Genomic DNA, 15,207 nt, shown 5'->3' on the forward strand with positions numbered 1-15,207 from the left:
AAACATGGCAAAGGTCTTGCTAACAACGATTGTCGTTGCCAATAAAGCCGGGACCTGATGAGGATCCGAATTGACGACTTTACTGTATCAGCTACTCCCCTTTGGAGTGATACGTATGAACTTATAAGTTAATTATAAGAAGGGTAGATGTGAAAGTCAAGGCATTTGGACCAAAGAATTAAACTTCTTTGAAAGCATCCATGATGGCTTGCCATTCTTCATCTGTGCCTTGGAATTTGTCTTTGGCAAACCGCTCACTGGCCCAGTGTAACATAGCTGGTCGTCCGATGAAGGTGTGGCACTCTTCGCCCCATTGATCGGTTATTTCGGTCAGTACGATTTTGCTGCCTTGTACCTCGACATTCAGCATGTTCCATTTATCTTTTTTGTAAATAACGTGTTTCTTAAAAGGTTGATTTGACACTTGTTTTCCTCGTTTCTGCATTGAGCTCAAAGATATAAGCAATCGTACCACAAAAAGTGGCGATTTCCAAACAAGCAGCTGTCAATTTCTTGTTGCCTCCAATCATGGTCCTATGATAAAATCCTCCTAATCCTTTCCATAGGGAATGGGTTATGAGGCAGTTAGGCAGGGCCAAAGAGTTGAGCAGAGGAGAGATGAGCATGGAACAAAAGCGTATTTATGAGCAAGTTGGGGTTGCGATGACCTCAAGATCGTACGCAGAATATGAGAAAATGTTTATTTTGCAGACGGAAAATTTAATTGGTAAGCGAGTCTTAGATGTTGCCGGCGGTGCATCTTCCTTTACGGTAGAAGCGCGGCAGCTAGGTATATTCTCAGAAGCGGTTGATCCTCTGTATGAGAAGTCTGCAGATGCGATTGCAGAGCATGGATTGCAAGAAATCGAGCTTGTTGCAGCCAAAATGGAAAAATTAGTAGATGTGTATGATTGGACGTATTATGGTTCTGTTGACAAACACAAAGCTGGACGCATCAAAGGCCTCAAGCAGTTTGTAAATGATTTCTCGAGTAAAGATACAGCTTCCAGGTATCATGCTGGTTGTCTTCCTTCACTTCCATTTGCCGAAGCGAGCTTTGATCTCGTTTTATGCAGTCATTTTCTCTTTCTATATGAAGAACAATTCGACTACGCTTTTCATCGGGCAGCTGTTAAGGAACTGCTTCGTGCTTGTAAGCCTGGTGGCGAAGTGCGTATTTATCCGTTATTGAATTTTCGGCAAGCCGAATATAGCAAGCTTTCAAAATTAATAAATGAGCTCACAAATGAAGGATATTTGGTCCGAAAAAGGGAAGCTAGACTGCCTTTTTTGCCAAATTCTCATCAATATTTAAGCATAATTAAACACCCCTCTGCATAGTGGAAATCGTTGGTACATCAACAAATATTAGCTTATCCACACTGTTTTTTTCGTTGATTTATCCCCTTGATAATGGTATAATTTCCTTATTCGTCATAGATGGCGATATTTTTAGGAGGTTGTTCATTTGAAGGGTACAGTTAAATGGTTTAACGCAGAAAAAGGCTACGGTTTCATTTCTGTTGATGGAGGCGACGATGTATTCGTTCACTTCTCCGCAATTCAGGGCGAAGGATTCAAAACATTAGAAGAAGGCCAATCCGTTGAGTTTGATATTACTCAAGGTAACCGTGGTCCTCAAGCAGCTAACGTCACCAAATTATAAGAAACTGGGACTTCCCACTTATAAATAGAGTGTCATAGCACAAAACAACAAAAGACAGTGCCCGAATCCACTCGGGGCTGTCTTTTTTGCGATTCTTCTTTGACCGCAAAGGGGCTGGATGGTAAGCTAGAGTGGCAAAATGATAAGGGGAGCGTTTAAACCGATGAAATTCAAATTGTTTAAAGACCGCAAAGGAAAAGCCGATCAGGCCAAAAATAATCAGTTTGTTAAATTGGGTCGTGAGATTTATGTTGCTGCCCGCAAAGGCGGATCCAATCCGGATGCTAACTATGCTTTGAAAACAGCCATTATGAATGCACGCCAGGTTCAAATGCCTAATGATAATATCGAACGTGCCATTAAGAAAGCCACTGGTGACGGCGATAACGTTGAATACGAAGAAATTTTCTATGAGGGATATGGCCCAGGAGGAGTAGCCATCATGGTCAAATGCCTAACGGATAATCGCAATCGTTCAGCTGCGGATGTTCGTTCTGTGTTTAATAAACGCGGCGGTAACATGGGTGAATCTGGCTGTGTAGCGTATATGTTTGATGAGAAAGGTGTTCTTGTACTGAACCGTGAGGAGTTTGAAGTCGAAGAGGACGAGCTAATGCTGCAAGTTCTGGATGCAGGCGCAGAAGATTTGACGACTTCGGAAGAGTGCTTTGAAATTATTACACATCCGCATGAAATCGAAAGCGTCAAAAATGCGCTTGAGAAGGAAGGCTTCCGTTTCAGCTCTGCAGCAGTTCGTTGGATACCACAGAATACGGTTAATGTGGTTGGCGAAAACGCTGAGAAACTACTTAAAATGATGGATGCCTTTGATGATAATGATGATGTGCAGGACGTATTTGCTAATTTCGAGATTAGTGAAGAAGAAATGCAACGTATCGGTTAAGACGATTGAAAATAGCCTGTACACTTCCCTTGAGGAAATGTATAGGCTTATTTATTTTTGAAGAGCAGCCAAATGTTATACGAATATATCTACGAGCAGCACAGTTCCGAATGCAATAAACGAGAGCAGTGTCTCAAGTACCGTCCACGTTTTAAACGTTTCCTTGACCGTTAACCCGAGATATTCTTTGACCATCCAGAAACCGGCGTCATTGACGTGGGAGAGCATGAGAGACCCTGCGCCTGTGGCGATAACGAGCAGCTCCAAATTCACGCCTGACATATGCTCAACAATCGGCGAAACAATACCTGCCGCTGTCGTTAATGCGACTGTTGCCGAACCTGTCGCGACACGGATTAATCCAGCAACCATGAAAGCTAGAACAATAGGAGAAAGGGAGATATTCTCGGCCATTTGAGCAATGGATGTACCGACGCCGCTTGCGATAAGGATCTGTTTAAACCCGCCGCCAGCACCGATAATCAAAATAATCGAACCTACTGGTAATAGGCATTCATGGGATAGCTTGCTGATATAATTTTTATTCATGCCTTGGCGGATGCCTAAGAAGTAGAAGGCTGCAAAACATGAAATTAGAAGCGCAATCACCGAGTTCCCAATAAAGACTAGGAACTTCATAAATCCGACAGGAAGTGACAGATAGGGTGCAACAACCGACAAGACCATCAATAATACAGGCAATAAGATAATAAAGAACGAGATGCCGGCACCTGGCAGTTTCTCAGGCTCTGTGCTTGCGCTGAGCAGCTCTGGTTCATTCTCTGGTATCACTCGCTTATGCACCCATTTAGCAAACAAAGGACCTGCAATGATCGCCGCTGGGATTGCAATGATGAGAGAGTAGATAAGCACTTTTCCGATATCAGCTTTGTAGATACCGATGGCTGTCATTGCCCCCGGATGCGGTGGCACAAGACCATGAACAATGGATAATCCGGCAATGACGGGCAGGCCGATTAACAAAATATTTTGTTTCGTTGATTTATGAATGGAGATGACCAAAGGCAGCAGCATGACAATCCCTACGTCAAAAAATACAGGGATCCCTATAATAAAACCGGAGAGCAGCATGGCCCAAGGCAATCTTTTTTCACCAAAAACCCGTATGAAGAAATTGGCCACTTGTGTGCCTGCGCCTGAATCTGACATCATTTTTCCTAAAATCGTACCTAAAGCCAATATGCCAACTAGATGGCCTAAAACGTTTCCAACTCCGGTTTCATAGGCACCAACAATTTTATCCATGGATAACCCAGCCATAATCGCTAAGAACAAACTGGCAACGGTTAAACTAATAAATGCATGCCATTTCCACCAGGCTACTCCTAAAATGACAATCACAATCGCTAATAATGTAACCATTAATAGATACATATTCATATATAATCCCTCTTCTCCATGTTGTAGTAAGCGTTATCATCGTGTGGACGAGAAAAGGAACTGTGCTTTTTCGCGTATCTTAACTGTCATAATTGACTACATAGTTGTGCATGACCGTGCTGTAATACCCTTTACTGAATTCGATCAGATCGCCACGTTCATCATACGAATAACGTAATCTCTTCAATAGAGGGGTTCCTTCTTTTACATGCAAGATTTCTTCCACATGAGAAGGTGCAGTGGCAGCAGCAAACTCATCTCGATACTTTTCTAAGGCAATTCCGTGCTCCTCAAGCAATTCATACAAGGACTGATCATTCAAATCCGAGAGTTCGATATTTGACATTTGCATGGATAGATAGTGAGAGTAGTGAATATAAGGTGTGTCATTCAAGTGATAAAGACGCTCGATGAACAAGCAGCGCTCCCCAAATAATTGATAAGGTTCTGTGCCTACATCATTCGTTACAACTTCGGCTCGCAACAATTGCTTGTGAATTTGATGGCCTTCTTCAACTAGAACTTCTGTAAAACGCTTCCATTTGGAAAGCTTGGACGTAGAAGCATTTCGTATAACCTTGGTCCCTTTGCCGCTGCTCTTTTCCAAATATCCCTCTTGCGCAAGTTCTTTGATGGCATTGCGAATGGTGATCTTGCTTACATCGAATTCCTGCTCTAGCTGTGGCTCTGACGGTATATTCGTTCCTAAGGGATACACACCGTGTAAGATGCGATCCTTCAGGATATTCATGATTTGTAAATATAAAGGTCTTTTATTGCGGGATAAATTCACCAATCCAATCACTACCTTTCTACATCGCCTACTGCTTCCGTCATCGCACGAAGAATTTCGCTTTCTGATGACATCGGAGTATCGCCTACAATGGTATGTGCAAGCATGCCAGCGGCCGCTGCAAATCCGACTGTTTTCTCCGGTGAAAATCCCTGAATTTCTCCGTGTACGATACCGCTCGTGTAGGCATCTCCAGCACCAATTCTATCATAGATAGAAAACGTGAGCAGTTTAGAAAAGGTGAAGCTTTGGTCCTTATAGATAAATCCGCGCAAGGAATGCGTGTTGTCACCGTTAATGTTACGGTGTGTGCCTGCTATGACAGAGATCTGATATTGCCCCGCGACGGCTGGAATCAGATCCGTCAATTGTTCTTGGCTTTCGATCTGATCCGTATGCATGCCGAGGGTAAACATCGCGTCTTTTTCGTTCATCATGACAATGTCAGCCAGCTCTAGCATTTCCTCATAGTGCGGTTTAGCCTTTGCATAACCGTCTTCGCCCCAATGGGCAAGACGATAGTTACAATCGAAGACAACGGTGCCGCCCTGCGCTTTGACCGCTCTAGCCAAATCTTTCATTTGCTTACGTACCCCATCATTCATGGCCAGCGTAATACCGCAGAAATGTATGATATCAATATTTTTGGCGATTTCAGTAATAGGATAAGTGTGTTCAGGGGCTGTGTTGAAGCTGCTCTCCTGGCGATTAGAATATGTCACGCGGCTGGGCCGCGCACCGAATCCATTTTCTAAAAAATACATGCCCAAGTAGCTGCCGCCTCGAACAATGAATGATTGTGTGATACCTAATTTTCGCAAATATGATTCAGCAGCATCACCCACGGCATTAGCCGGCAATCTGGAAATCAGGTACCCGGTATGCCCTAAGCGCGCCAAAGCTGAGCTTACATTCACGCCTGTACCGGAGAAAGAATAATTCAAACTGCTAGCTTGGGATAAGAGTTCATACCCCAGCACCTGCAAGCGCATCATGACTTCTCCAAAAGCAGCAATTCGTTTAGCCATGATGATCAACCAGTTTCTTCATGATCGCCAGTAATTCACGAACATCTTGGGCTCTCGTCTTTCCAGTATCTTTATCGATGATCGATGAATACACGTGAGGGATGACTTGTGGAACCTTAGCTTCCAGCGCGATACGCAGGATCGTTTCGAAATTATCCATGTCGATGCCGCCAGTTGGTTCTAACGCAAAACCTTCTTCTCCGCATGCTTGTGCAACAGCGCGCAATTCGTCTTCACAGCTTAAGCCATTCATCGGGAAATATTTCAAGGCATTGCCGCCCATGTCGCGGACAAGCGCGATCGCTGTTTTAACAGGTACAATCGCATGCTCGGATTGCGCAGCGCTCACTGGACCTGTTGAGATATTGACATAGCCGATGCGTCCAGTAGGGGACACCAAACTGTTAATCCAGCTATCTTGGTCGCCAAGATTGGCGCGCGTTGCACCTACGGCAGGGAATACTTGGTTAATGTGGCTGCCCGGATAGTGCTTCGCAATGGCTACTACAACTGCAGCTTGACGATTATCGCCAGCGCCAAGTCCGATTGAGACAGCTTCGTCAATGGCTTTTCCATATTCTTTCATTTCTTCTACAGCTAATTCAACCGTTGGATAGTCTTTGGAAAGAACGCCTACAAGTACATAACCTTCCGCTGCTTCGAATATCTCTTGAGCATTCTCTACACTATTAGCCAATACATTCAATGCCGCGCGGCCTTTATAGAAACGTTTTGCGATGTTGGACATATTATTTGCCTCCTACTAATTTACGTATTTGAGCTGCGATAACCTCAATATCATCGCCTTGAAGCGGACGTGGATCGATATCGAAATAGCCCTGTCTCACGCCATAATCACGTGTGTAGATAGCAATCTCACCGCTCTGCAGTCCTGTTACAACTTCCTTGGCCGTAGTGCCAGTTTGCTCAGGATCAATTTGAATGCGCGCGCGGAAAATCGCACGACCTGCTTCATCCTGTACAATGTTTACTTTTAAACCTGTCATTTCACTGAGAGGCATTAACACTTGCAAAGCTGCTTTTTCTTGTTCGCTTTTATCTTCTTTGACGCCATATTCATCAAGCGCTTGAAGTAAGCCGAAAGTGGTTTCTTTGCCAACTTTCATACTTCGTCCAATACCATGAAGTTGTACTTTTACCCACTCGATAAAGCTTCGTTTCCCGCCAATAATCCCTGAGGTTGGACCTTCAATGGCTTTTGAACCACTGTAGATGGCAAGATCTGAGTATTTTACATACTTTTGAATATCTTCTTCTGCAGCAGCATCAACGATAAGCGGAACACCATTACGCTGTGCAATCTCCCATGCTTCTTCAACATTAATCATATTTTTTTGGACGGTATGATGGGATTTCACGTAAAGAATAGCAGCTGTATGTTCAGTAATCGCATCTTCAATATGCTCAGCTTTACCCTCATTGGCGTAGCCAACTTCAATAAGCTTACCGCCTCCCAAGTAGATCATTGTTTCAACGGGTGCTCCGTATTGGACATTGTGACCTTTGAGCATGATGATTTCGCTTTTAGCAATAGGCTCTTGATGCAGTCGTTCACTTCTGCGGCGATTCCCTTCAGTCACAACAGCCGCGACAGAGAGAGCGATACCGCTTGAGGCCGAATTGACGACAACCGCAGCTTCGGAACCTAGGATATTGGCAACATAGTCGCCTGCTTTATCAACGAGATCCGCAATCTCAACGTAATTTTGCCCGCCATGCTTCATGGCTTCCATGACCGTATCTGTCGGAGCAGATACACCTAGAATGCTCATTCGTCCACTTGCATTGATGACACGTTTTAAACCATATTTAGCATTTAACGAGAGAGCCATTCACAACCACTCCTTTGGCTTGTATGATTTGATCTGCTATACGTTTGTCACCTTCTGAATCAACAAGTGTAGTCTGTTCATTTTGAACCGTAAACAGGGTTAGATTGGCAACGTCACCAATTTGAATTCGACCAAGCTCTGGTTTATCAAGCCAGTGTGCTGCATGTGCGGTGACTGCTGCGATGACCTCTTCAAGCGAGTAGCCTAAGTAAAGAAATTTTGAGAGTACATGGGACATACTGTATACAGGGCCGTTCAATCGGTTGCCGCGGTAGATGTCTGTACTGATGGTATCTAAACCGATATGATGTTGTTTTGCTGCTTCCGCAACCTTAAAAGAAAAGCTTGCAGTGCCATGTCCAACATCCAGATGCACGCCTCTTTCAATAGCTTTCGTAAACGCCTGTAACGGTTTTCCATCCTCTTCAAAAAGATTATTAGCTTTTCCATTCAGATAATGGGTAATGATATCTTTTTTCTCTAATAGTGAAAGGATGTCTTCAATACTAGGCGGTCCAGAACCGATGTGGATCATCAAGGGGAGAGAAGTTTCAAGAGAAAGTGCACGTGCAGCGAGCAAAGGTTCAATGCCGCAGTCACGAACAACACTTTTGCTTATTCTTGCCTTTAATCCAACAATGACATCCTTATATTGATTTACGGCCTGTACAGCCTTTTCATGATCTATCCATGCCATGTTGGATAATTCATCGACTCTTTTTAAACCAATTCGTGAAATGTTCAAAAAGGCAAACAAGTTCGTTTGGGCTCGTTCTTTACTTGCAACTAAGTCTGCAATTCGGTCAGCACCGCAGCTTCCAGCGTCTATAATAGTAGTTACACCTTGTTTGATTCCAATCTCATCGATTTCATCGCCATAAGGATCAAACTCAGGAAAGGCATGGGTGTGTAGATCGATCCAGCCGCTCGAGACATAAACACCAGAATAATCAAAAATATGCTTCCCATGTCCACTACCAACGCTGGTCAAATCAGCGATCTTTCCGTCTTCAATTACAATATCGAGACATTCTCCATTCACGTGCTTTACGTTGTGCAATACGAATCTCTCTTGCATGCTTGTCACCTTTTTCTGCAACTCAATTTATTAACACTTACATTTAAGATTGCCTAGATTTCTCCTTACATATGTAGGAGAAGTTTGTGACTATAATGTAAAGAGTATAACGTTATAATGTTACAATAGCACAGAAAATTAACGAAGTAAATATAACGTTATAATGTTTAATTAATTAAATTTTGCCATGAAATAAGCAATGGAATTTGACGCCTAAACAAAAGGAGCTGTCCGCGAATGCGGCAGCTCCTTTCAATCGTATTAGTCGATGATTTGAAGAATATCATCGACTTCTTTGCGTGCCAGTTTGCCTGGACGATCCTTCGGATAACCGAGGGAGATGACCATATTAATCTGACATTCTTCTGGAATGTCGAGATAAGTTCGAATCTGATCTTGGGCCAGCAGCACAGGGCCCGTCATCGGGCAGGTTGCCAAGCCTCTAGCGTGCGCAGCGAGCATCAGGTTCTGAGAGGCTAAGCAGGAGCTCTTAATGCCTTCTTCGGCCCATACGGTGTCTTCAACGAGCTGAATCGGATCAAAAATACGATCACGGAACTTCGATTCGTAAGGAGTTGCTAAGCAAATGATAAGTACAGGAGCATCGGAGAATGCTGTAGCATAGGGACCGAATGACTTCACCAACAAGCGGGCTTCTCTAGAAAGTCCCTTTTCCTCGGCAGCCGCCGCACGGAGATGGAGTTGGTCCCAGGTCAATTGTTCGATATGTTTGATTTTCTCTGTATTTCTTATCGCAATAAACTTCCATGTCTGGGAATTTGTATCGCTGGGTGCATATCTGGCGCAGTCGATAATTTCACGAATATCTTCCGTGGCAACTTCTTGCTCTGTAAAGTTTCGAACACTGCGGCGCTCTAGTACAATCGTCTTGAAATCTTCATAATTCATAAAAAACAACTACCTGCCTTTGCTGCTTGAATTGTGCACATTTTGTTACTTGGTACTAAGACTTTATCCTTATTATAAAGCAGTTGCTACTGCAGCACAACCGTGTCGCCTTCATTCAGACCTTTTAGCACTTCGGTTTTCTCAGGGGTTTCCAACCCAATCTCAATATCACGTCGTTCTACGCCAATGGCAAACTCGCCTTTCATACGATCTTCTTGATACAAATTAGTCTGCGTTGTGAGTTGAAGTTTTTTAATCATTTCATCTACTTGTTTCACATTCATACTGCTATCTACTTTGACTCTAACTTCTGAATATTGAACATGTCTATTTGTTGAGGACTTATTTTGGGCTTGTAGAATTTTGAGACCTGTTTCAGGGGATACATAGGCAGCTTTGTTCCCTTGCAGCATGGATTCTGGCAATCCATCGGGCTTCTTCAGTACTCCAATGACGCGAACTGTCACCTCATTTGGTTGGGTTGTAGTCCCTGACTGGTTACCTGACTGCTCTTGGTTATTATTCGATTTCAATGATATTTGCTTTTGATATAGAGGGTAAGGAATAGCACCCATTTGACGATAGGTTTCGGACTGTTCCTTGCTAGGATTTTGCTGCATAAGTTTATTACGTACTTCCTGCGTCTTTACATCCAAGACACCAAGTGTAGCCCCGTAATTGAGGACGATATTATTAACCTGATCACTAGCCCCTCCTTGTTGGAACTTGGAGTCAAAGTCCTCTAAAGTACTCAACTCCGTTGCCTTGAGATTAAGGTAGCTTTGTTTGCCGTCATCGACAGTGAAGCTGAATTGTCCTAAATCTTGAAAACTAGCAACCGATTTAACATGAGGAAAGGTACGAATGAGATCGAGCTTACTTGACGTAACTTTAGAAGGACTGTTAGGATCGCTGTTTTGGTCAACGATTGTGATTTCATCGGTTTTGAGATAGAAGCTCATTTGCTTCTGACTGTAATGTTGAATAGATTCGCCAAAGCCAAGAGCAACCATAATGGAAGCCGAGCCAATGGCAATTCCGACGGTACAAAGTGCTGTCACAACCTTGCGTCGCTGCAGCTGGTCCCAGCCAAGACGAAGATAATCCTTAAGTTTCATCCGGCCTCACCTTCCTGATCGTTTCCTTCCAGTAAATAACCATCGCGAAGCAGCAAAATACGCTGCGTTCTGCGTGCAACTTCATGCTCATGGGTAACAATAACGAACGTGATGCCATTCTGGTTCAAGTCAATGAGTAGATCGATGATCTCTTTCTCCGTCTTCGTATCCAGATTGCCTGTCGGTTCGTCGGCAAAGACGATAGCGGGCTTCGTTATCAAGGAGCGGTCAATACTGACACGTTGTTGTTGTCCTCCAGATAACTGTGACGGAAACATATCAGACTTATCCCCGATACCGACTTGCTGTAAGAGAGCGATTGCTCTTTGTTTACGTTCTTGACTTGCGACACTTTGGAATACAAGTGGCAGTTCTACATTCTCGCGAACGGTTAAATGTGGTATTAATTCATAAGATTGGAAGATGAATCCGATATGAGTCCGCCGAAATTCCGCCAAGCGGTTTTCGCTCATTTTCTCAATGGCCTGTCCAGCGATTAAAATACTGCCACGGGTGGGCTTCATTAAATTAAGCAGAGTTGATTTCCCTGAGCCTGAACTACCGAGCAGAGCAACCATTTCTCCTTGCTCTACTCGGAAATTAAGCTCATGAAGAACGGGAGTTTCTTCTTGGCCTGTGCGGAAACTGTGAGATAACCGTTCAATGGCTAACACGTGATCAACCCCTTCATTTTAAAACTCATCGACCACTAGGCATACTTTCACTTTCATCGTTTTGAAATATATGCGTGCCCAGGAACCCAATGGCCGCGACGATCGATAAGCAAGCTGCAATGACATAGACTGTGCTTCCACCAGCTAAATCAAAAATCCAACCGCCTAACGTGCCGCTTATTAGTCCTGCAATACTAGACCAAGCAACAGCGAAGATGGCTTGCCCAGAGGAGCGATACTCATCAGGAATGATTTGGCTAATATAGCGATTAGCCGTGAATAAGAAGATACCGAATGTTAAACTGTGTAACAATTGAACCCCAATGACCCAAGTGGGATCTTGAATAGAACCCATAATGAAGAAACGCACGGCATATATGATTCCGGCAAAGGCAAGCAGGGGTAATTCTTTGAACCTATGTCCATGCTTGCTAAGAAAGAAAAACACCGGAATTTCACTAAGAGCCGAAGTCATCCAAGCATAGCCAATTAGGGAATCAGAAGCCCCAAGCTGGCGCATGTACAAGGCCAGGAATCCATCGTTGAAACGATGTGAAACGGACATAATAATGACTAACACTAAGAACCAGATGAACTTCTTAGAACGAATAATATCGAGCATGCCCCCGAATGCCATCTTCTTACCACCTTGACGCGCATCTTTTAGCAAAAAGACAATGACTAAAGTGCAACTAATCGTAAGTAGGCATAGTATTGGCGTGAGCCCTGTACCATAGTATCTAAGAAGTAACCCGAAACCTCCGGCAGATACGGCGAAACCGATGGAACCCCAGACGCGGAAGGAGGCATAGCTCTTGCCGCTATCTCGAATACTTAGCATTAACTGGCTGTCATTCAATGAATTTACGGGCTGCTGGAAGAAGAAAAACATCGCTAAACATATGTACAGTAAGGAGAACCAACCCGCGGTAAATACCAGGATGGCAGTGACCAGCTGACCAATAATCAGAATAATCATGATTTTCTTAACCGTTTGGAAGCGATCACTAAGGAATCCCCACAGCAAGTTGGTCGCTATCCCAATCAGGGGTCCAATGGCATACAGTAAACCGATTTGAATCTTGGAGTATCCTTTGTAATCAAAGTAAAGCGGAAAAAAAGTAACTACAATCCCCATCGTCATAAAAAAGGAAAACGTGAACAATTTGAGTAGATGGTCTTGTGGCTTTGTAGGAATAGACGTTTTCATCAGTAGTTATCACTCGATTTCTTTACAAATTTTCTGTAGAAAAATTCGTTGGCTCGTTTTCGGACGTTCGTTTGAGTACATAGAGTACGACAAGAAGCTCAGCTAGCATACCAACAGATTGCGCGAGGGCACCGATCAAGCCATTCCAACCGGGTGCATTTGATATGGCGATGAATAAGGTTAACACGGTAACGATAGCATTCGCAGTTTGAGAGAAAACCATGATTTTCGTTTGGCCCCTCAACATAATAATACCGTTCATGTAATCAAGCCACGGAAATACAATCGTCATGATCATAAATATACGCATGGCAAGCAAGCTTGCATGCATCAGTTCGGAATTAACACCCATGACATGTGTCATAAACCAGGGTCCGATAGCTGTATAGGCAAGAATAGCGATGAGTGCTCCTGGAATAAAGCTAAGAAGGAGTACAAAACGGACAACAGTTCTAGCATCTTTGCGATAGAAATTCAAAACAATTTGATGAATATAAGAAAAGAAACTCAAAACCAATTGAGTCAAGGAGCCGGCAATTGCATATGAGGAGATCGCTAAATGAATATGCGTTGTTTTACCTAATATGGCATTTATGGCGGGTCCAATGACGACGGCAATGATCGAAGAATACAGAAGGGGCTTATAGAAGCTGAAAATTTGTTGTTTGGTTTCAATCGGATGATCAGGCGCCTTCTCTGGTATGACGGTTCGAAGTAAGTTAGTTCCTTCCCATACAGCAACCATAGCTTCAATAATCATTCCCACTAAGAAAATAATGGCGCCAACACGGCCACTAGATACATTATCCGTTGTAATAAAATATAAAGATAACAAATACATGGCGATGATTCGCACGCACATTCCTATGGTCAACCATTTGGTCCGCATATTAAAAATAATGATACCGTGAAATAAGCAACGTAGTCCTGAGAATATGCTCACGTACATCAAGATGCGATATACACTAAGCGTAGTGTCTAATAATTCACGTTCAACCCCAAAAAAATAAAGAAATACCCATTCTCCAACAGGTGTATAACATAAAATGAGACCAATGAGAATGATGCACGCGAATACATAAGAACTAACTGCTGCCATGGCTCGAAAGGAGATGCGGTCTCTTACAAGGGCTGAGCAAGCTTGTCGCAGCAATACAACGGGTTTTTCGGTTAGGCCAAGTAAGCTTAAAGGCAAAGCATAGCTGGCAATGACAACTTCCGGATTATCGGCCCTGGCCAAGGTGCTATTGATAATAACATGCGAGAGGGTAACTAGTGTTGCTGAAAGGCCGAGGGGGAGGAAAAAGGAGATGAGCTGTTTCCATGTGATGTTTTCTTTTATTGTCTTAGCGGTCATCTAAATCGCACTCCTTAGTGTTTTGCTTTAGCAAAACTAGCTTCGTAAGATTAACTCTTACTAAAAATTCCCTTTTAAAAACGTTATTTAAGTATACCAGAAAATGAAATCAGGTTGACATACAATTTTAACTGGAAACCCAAGGTTTGAAGTGATACATTTAAAGGTAGAATGTTTCTTGAACAAGTCGCAGCCAGTTTTTACTGCAAGGAGGTTTAACAGAAGAATGAGCTGCTATTTCCAGTACGATGCCAGACTCGGAATTGAGATTCCCGTGTTAGAAGTGGAATGGGAGAATTATCCACCCAGTGTGCGTGTTGATATTTTATTACATTGGGAACAAGTTCGCGGTGCAATTCCTGACCGCATTATGAAGCTAGAGGCGACGATTATTTACAAACAAAATCAGCTGGACAAGGAAGACGATTTTCCCACATCATGCCGTTTGAATTCCGAAATTGCTGACTTAGCTTCTATCATAAATGATCTTCATCTTTGGTTCCGGGCGAATCAGGAATTGGAATCGAAAACCCACCAATAATGGTTGTCAATGAAGGGAGAATGACTGCATGCATAGCAATAAGGATGGGGATAACTGGCTGGAAGCTATTGCAAAGCCGCTCTTGGAGCATCTACCTGCTTTATATCCGATTGAAGAATGGGATGGAAGTATCGATGCACGCATTGAAGCGCTTGTCCCAGCTATGATGACCCAAGGCAGTCCGGGGCAAGAGTCTTATGGATTGGCGATTAAAGCGGGTCTTTTTTTACTGAATGAGAGTTTAGATAAATCCCATGATATTGCCCAGGAAATCACGAATGCAACAGGCAGCTACTGGCATGCTCTGATGCATCGGATGGAGGGGGACTACAGCAATGCGAAGTATTGGTTCAACGATGTCGGTCATCATCCTATTTTCTCTAACTTACTACAACGTGTGAGCGATTATTTGACTGTAAAAGACCTGGCGGATTTGGACAATGAAGCCCTTCGTCAGAAGCTTGAAGTGCTTATTACTTCTCCGGAATGGGTCCCTTGTGTATTCATAGATATCGTAGAGTTACAAGTATCCCTGGTTCAAAATCCTATTGTTGATCAATGGTTGCGGCATATTCAACGATATGAAATGCAGTTATTGTTGCAGTATTGCTATGAACAAAGTTGTGGAGGAAGTCTGCTTGAAGCAATTGGACAGAAGTAGCACAAAGGTTCCAC

17 protein-coding genes are annotated in these 15,207 nt (G+C 43.3%); 5 read left to right on the plus strand and 12 right to left on the minus strand.

The features are described from left to right. Positions 1-178: 178 nt before the first annotated feature. On the minus strand, positions 179-370 hold the full coding sequence (locus QFZ77_RS13875; protein ID WP_307449492.1) for a hypothetical protein: 192 nt from the start codon (positions 368-370) through the stop codon (positions 179-181). 254 nt (positions 371-624) lie between these two features. On the opposite strand from QFZ77_RS13875, the gene QFZ77_RS13880 reads away from it, so the two are divergent. The 3 genes from QFZ77_RS13880 to QFZ77_RS13890 all read left to right on the plus strand — a co-directional run bounded on the left by QFZ77_RS13880 (position 625) and on the right by QFZ77_RS13890 (position 2,570). Beyond that, positions 625-1,341, plus strand: a complete 717-nt coding sequence (locus QFZ77_RS13880) for a class I SAM-dependent methyltransferase (RefSeq protein ID WP_307440401.1) — start codon at positions 625-627, stop codon at positions 1,339-1,341. A gap of 127 nt (positions 1,342-1,468) precedes the next feature. Beyond that, positions 1,469-1,666: a cold shock domain-containing protein gene (locus tag QFZ77_RS13885; RefSeq protein WP_028556542.1), complete on the plus strand. Its 198-nt coding sequence runs from the start codon at positions 1,469-1,471 to the stop codon at positions 1,664-1,666. Between the two features lie 163 nt (positions 1,667-1,829). Beyond that, the gene (locus QFZ77_RS13890; protein ID WP_307440420.1) at positions 1,830-2,570 is read left to right on the plus strand and encodes a YebC/PmpR family DNA-binding transcriptional regulator; all 741 of its coding nucleotides are present in this window, start codon (positions 1,830-1,832) and stop codon (positions 2,568-2,570) included. 75 nt (positions 2,571-2,645) lie between these two features. Here the strand turns inward: QFZ77_RS13890 and QFZ77_RS13895 are convergent, their stop codons facing one another. The 11 genes from QFZ77_RS13895 to QFZ77_RS13945 all read right to left on the minus strand — a co-directional run bounded on the left by QFZ77_RS13895 (position 2,646) and on the right by QFZ77_RS13945 (position 13,991). After that, complete coding sequence (locus tag QFZ77_RS13895; protein ID WP_307440423.1) at positions 2,646-3,971, minus strand: GntP family permease; 1,326 nt, start codon at positions 3,969-3,971, stop codon at positions 2,646-2,648. 79 nt (positions 3,972-4,050) lie between these two features. Then, positions 4,051-4,764 (minus strand): GntR family transcriptional regulator, encoded by a 714-nt coding sequence (locus QFZ77_RS13900; RefSeq protein ID WP_373462741.1) that lies wholly within the window; start codon positions 4,762-4,764, stop codon positions 4,051-4,053. A gap of 11 nt (positions 4,765-4,775) precedes the next feature. Next, positions 4,776-5,792, minus strand: a complete 1,017-nt coding sequence (locus QFZ77_RS13905) for a sugar kinase (protein WP_307440425.1) — start codon at positions 5,790-5,792, stop codon at positions 4,776-4,778. Then, positions 5,785-6,540, minus strand: a complete 756-nt coding sequence (gene dagF / locus QFZ77_RS13910) for a 2-dehydro-3-deoxy-phosphogluconate aldolase (RefSeq protein ID WP_307440427.1) — start codon at positions 6,538-6,540, stop codon at positions 5,785-5,787. The genes QFZ77_RS13905 and dagF overlap by 8 nt, the downstream gene beginning before the upstream one ends. A gap of 1 nt (position 6,541) precedes the next feature. After that, a complete protein-coding gene (locus QFZ77_RS13915) occupies positions 6,542-7,645 on the minus strand; it encodes a DgaE family pyridoxal phosphate-dependent ammonia lyase (protein WP_307440429.1) in 1,104 nt (367 codons plus the stop codon). Continuing rightward, entirely contained in the window at positions 7,623-8,723 is a 1,101-nt protein-coding gene (locus tag QFZ77_RS13920; RefSeq protein WP_307440431.1) for an amidohydrolase/deacetylase family metallohydrolase, read from the minus strand. Before QFZ77_RS13920 ends, QFZ77_RS13915 begins: the two co-directional genes overlap by 23 nt. A gap of 261 nt (positions 8,724-8,984) precedes the next feature. Continuing rightward, complete coding sequence (locus QFZ77_RS13925) at positions 8,985-9,632, minus strand: nitroreductase family protein (protein WP_307440433.1); 648 nt, start codon at positions 9,630-9,632, stop codon at positions 8,985-8,987. An 86-nt stretch (positions 9,633-9,718) separates the two neighbouring features. After that, positions 9,719-10,750 (minus strand): ABC transporter permease, encoded by a 1,032-nt coding sequence (locus tag QFZ77_RS13930; protein WP_307440434.1) that lies wholly within the window; start codon positions 10,748-10,750, stop codon positions 9,719-9,721. Beyond that, entirely contained in the window at positions 10,747-11,424 is a 678-nt protein-coding gene (locus tag QFZ77_RS13935; protein WP_307440437.1) for an ABC transporter ATP-binding protein, read from the minus strand. The genes QFZ77_RS13930 and QFZ77_RS13935 overlap by 4 nt, the downstream gene beginning before the upstream one ends. 25 nt (positions 11,425-11,449) lie before the next feature. Then, positions 11,450-12,634 (minus strand): MFS transporter, encoded by a 1,185-nt coding sequence (locus tag QFZ77_RS13940; protein WP_307440439.1) that lies wholly within the window; start codon positions 12,632-12,634, stop codon positions 11,450-11,452. Positions 12,635-12,656: 22 nt separating this feature from the next. Further along, positions 12,657-13,991: a polysaccharide biosynthesis protein gene (locus QFZ77_RS13945; RefSeq protein ID WP_307440441.1), complete on the minus strand. Its 1,335-nt coding sequence runs from the start codon at positions 13,989-13,991 to the stop codon at positions 12,657-12,659. Positions 13,992-14,217: 226 nt separating this feature from the next. Between QFZ77_RS13945 and QFZ77_RS13950 the strand changes: the two genes are divergently transcribed. Then, positions 14,218-14,532, plus strand: coding sequence for a hypothetical protein (locus QFZ77_RS13950; protein ID WP_307440444.1), 315 nt, complete (start codon positions 14,218-14,220; stop codon positions 14,530-14,532). Between the two features lie 28 nt (positions 14,533-14,560). Beyond that, entirely contained in the window at positions 14,561-15,193 is a 633-nt protein-coding gene (locus tag QFZ77_RS13955; RefSeq protein WP_307440446.1) for a hypothetical protein, read from the plus strand. The last annotated feature ends 14 nt before the right edge of the window (positions 15,194-15,207 follow it).

Origin of the sequence: Paenibacillus sp. V4I3, from assembly GCF_030817215.1 — a bacterium.
Classification (GTDB): Bacteria; Bacillota; Bacilli; order Paenibacillales; family NBRC-103111; genus Paenibacillus_E.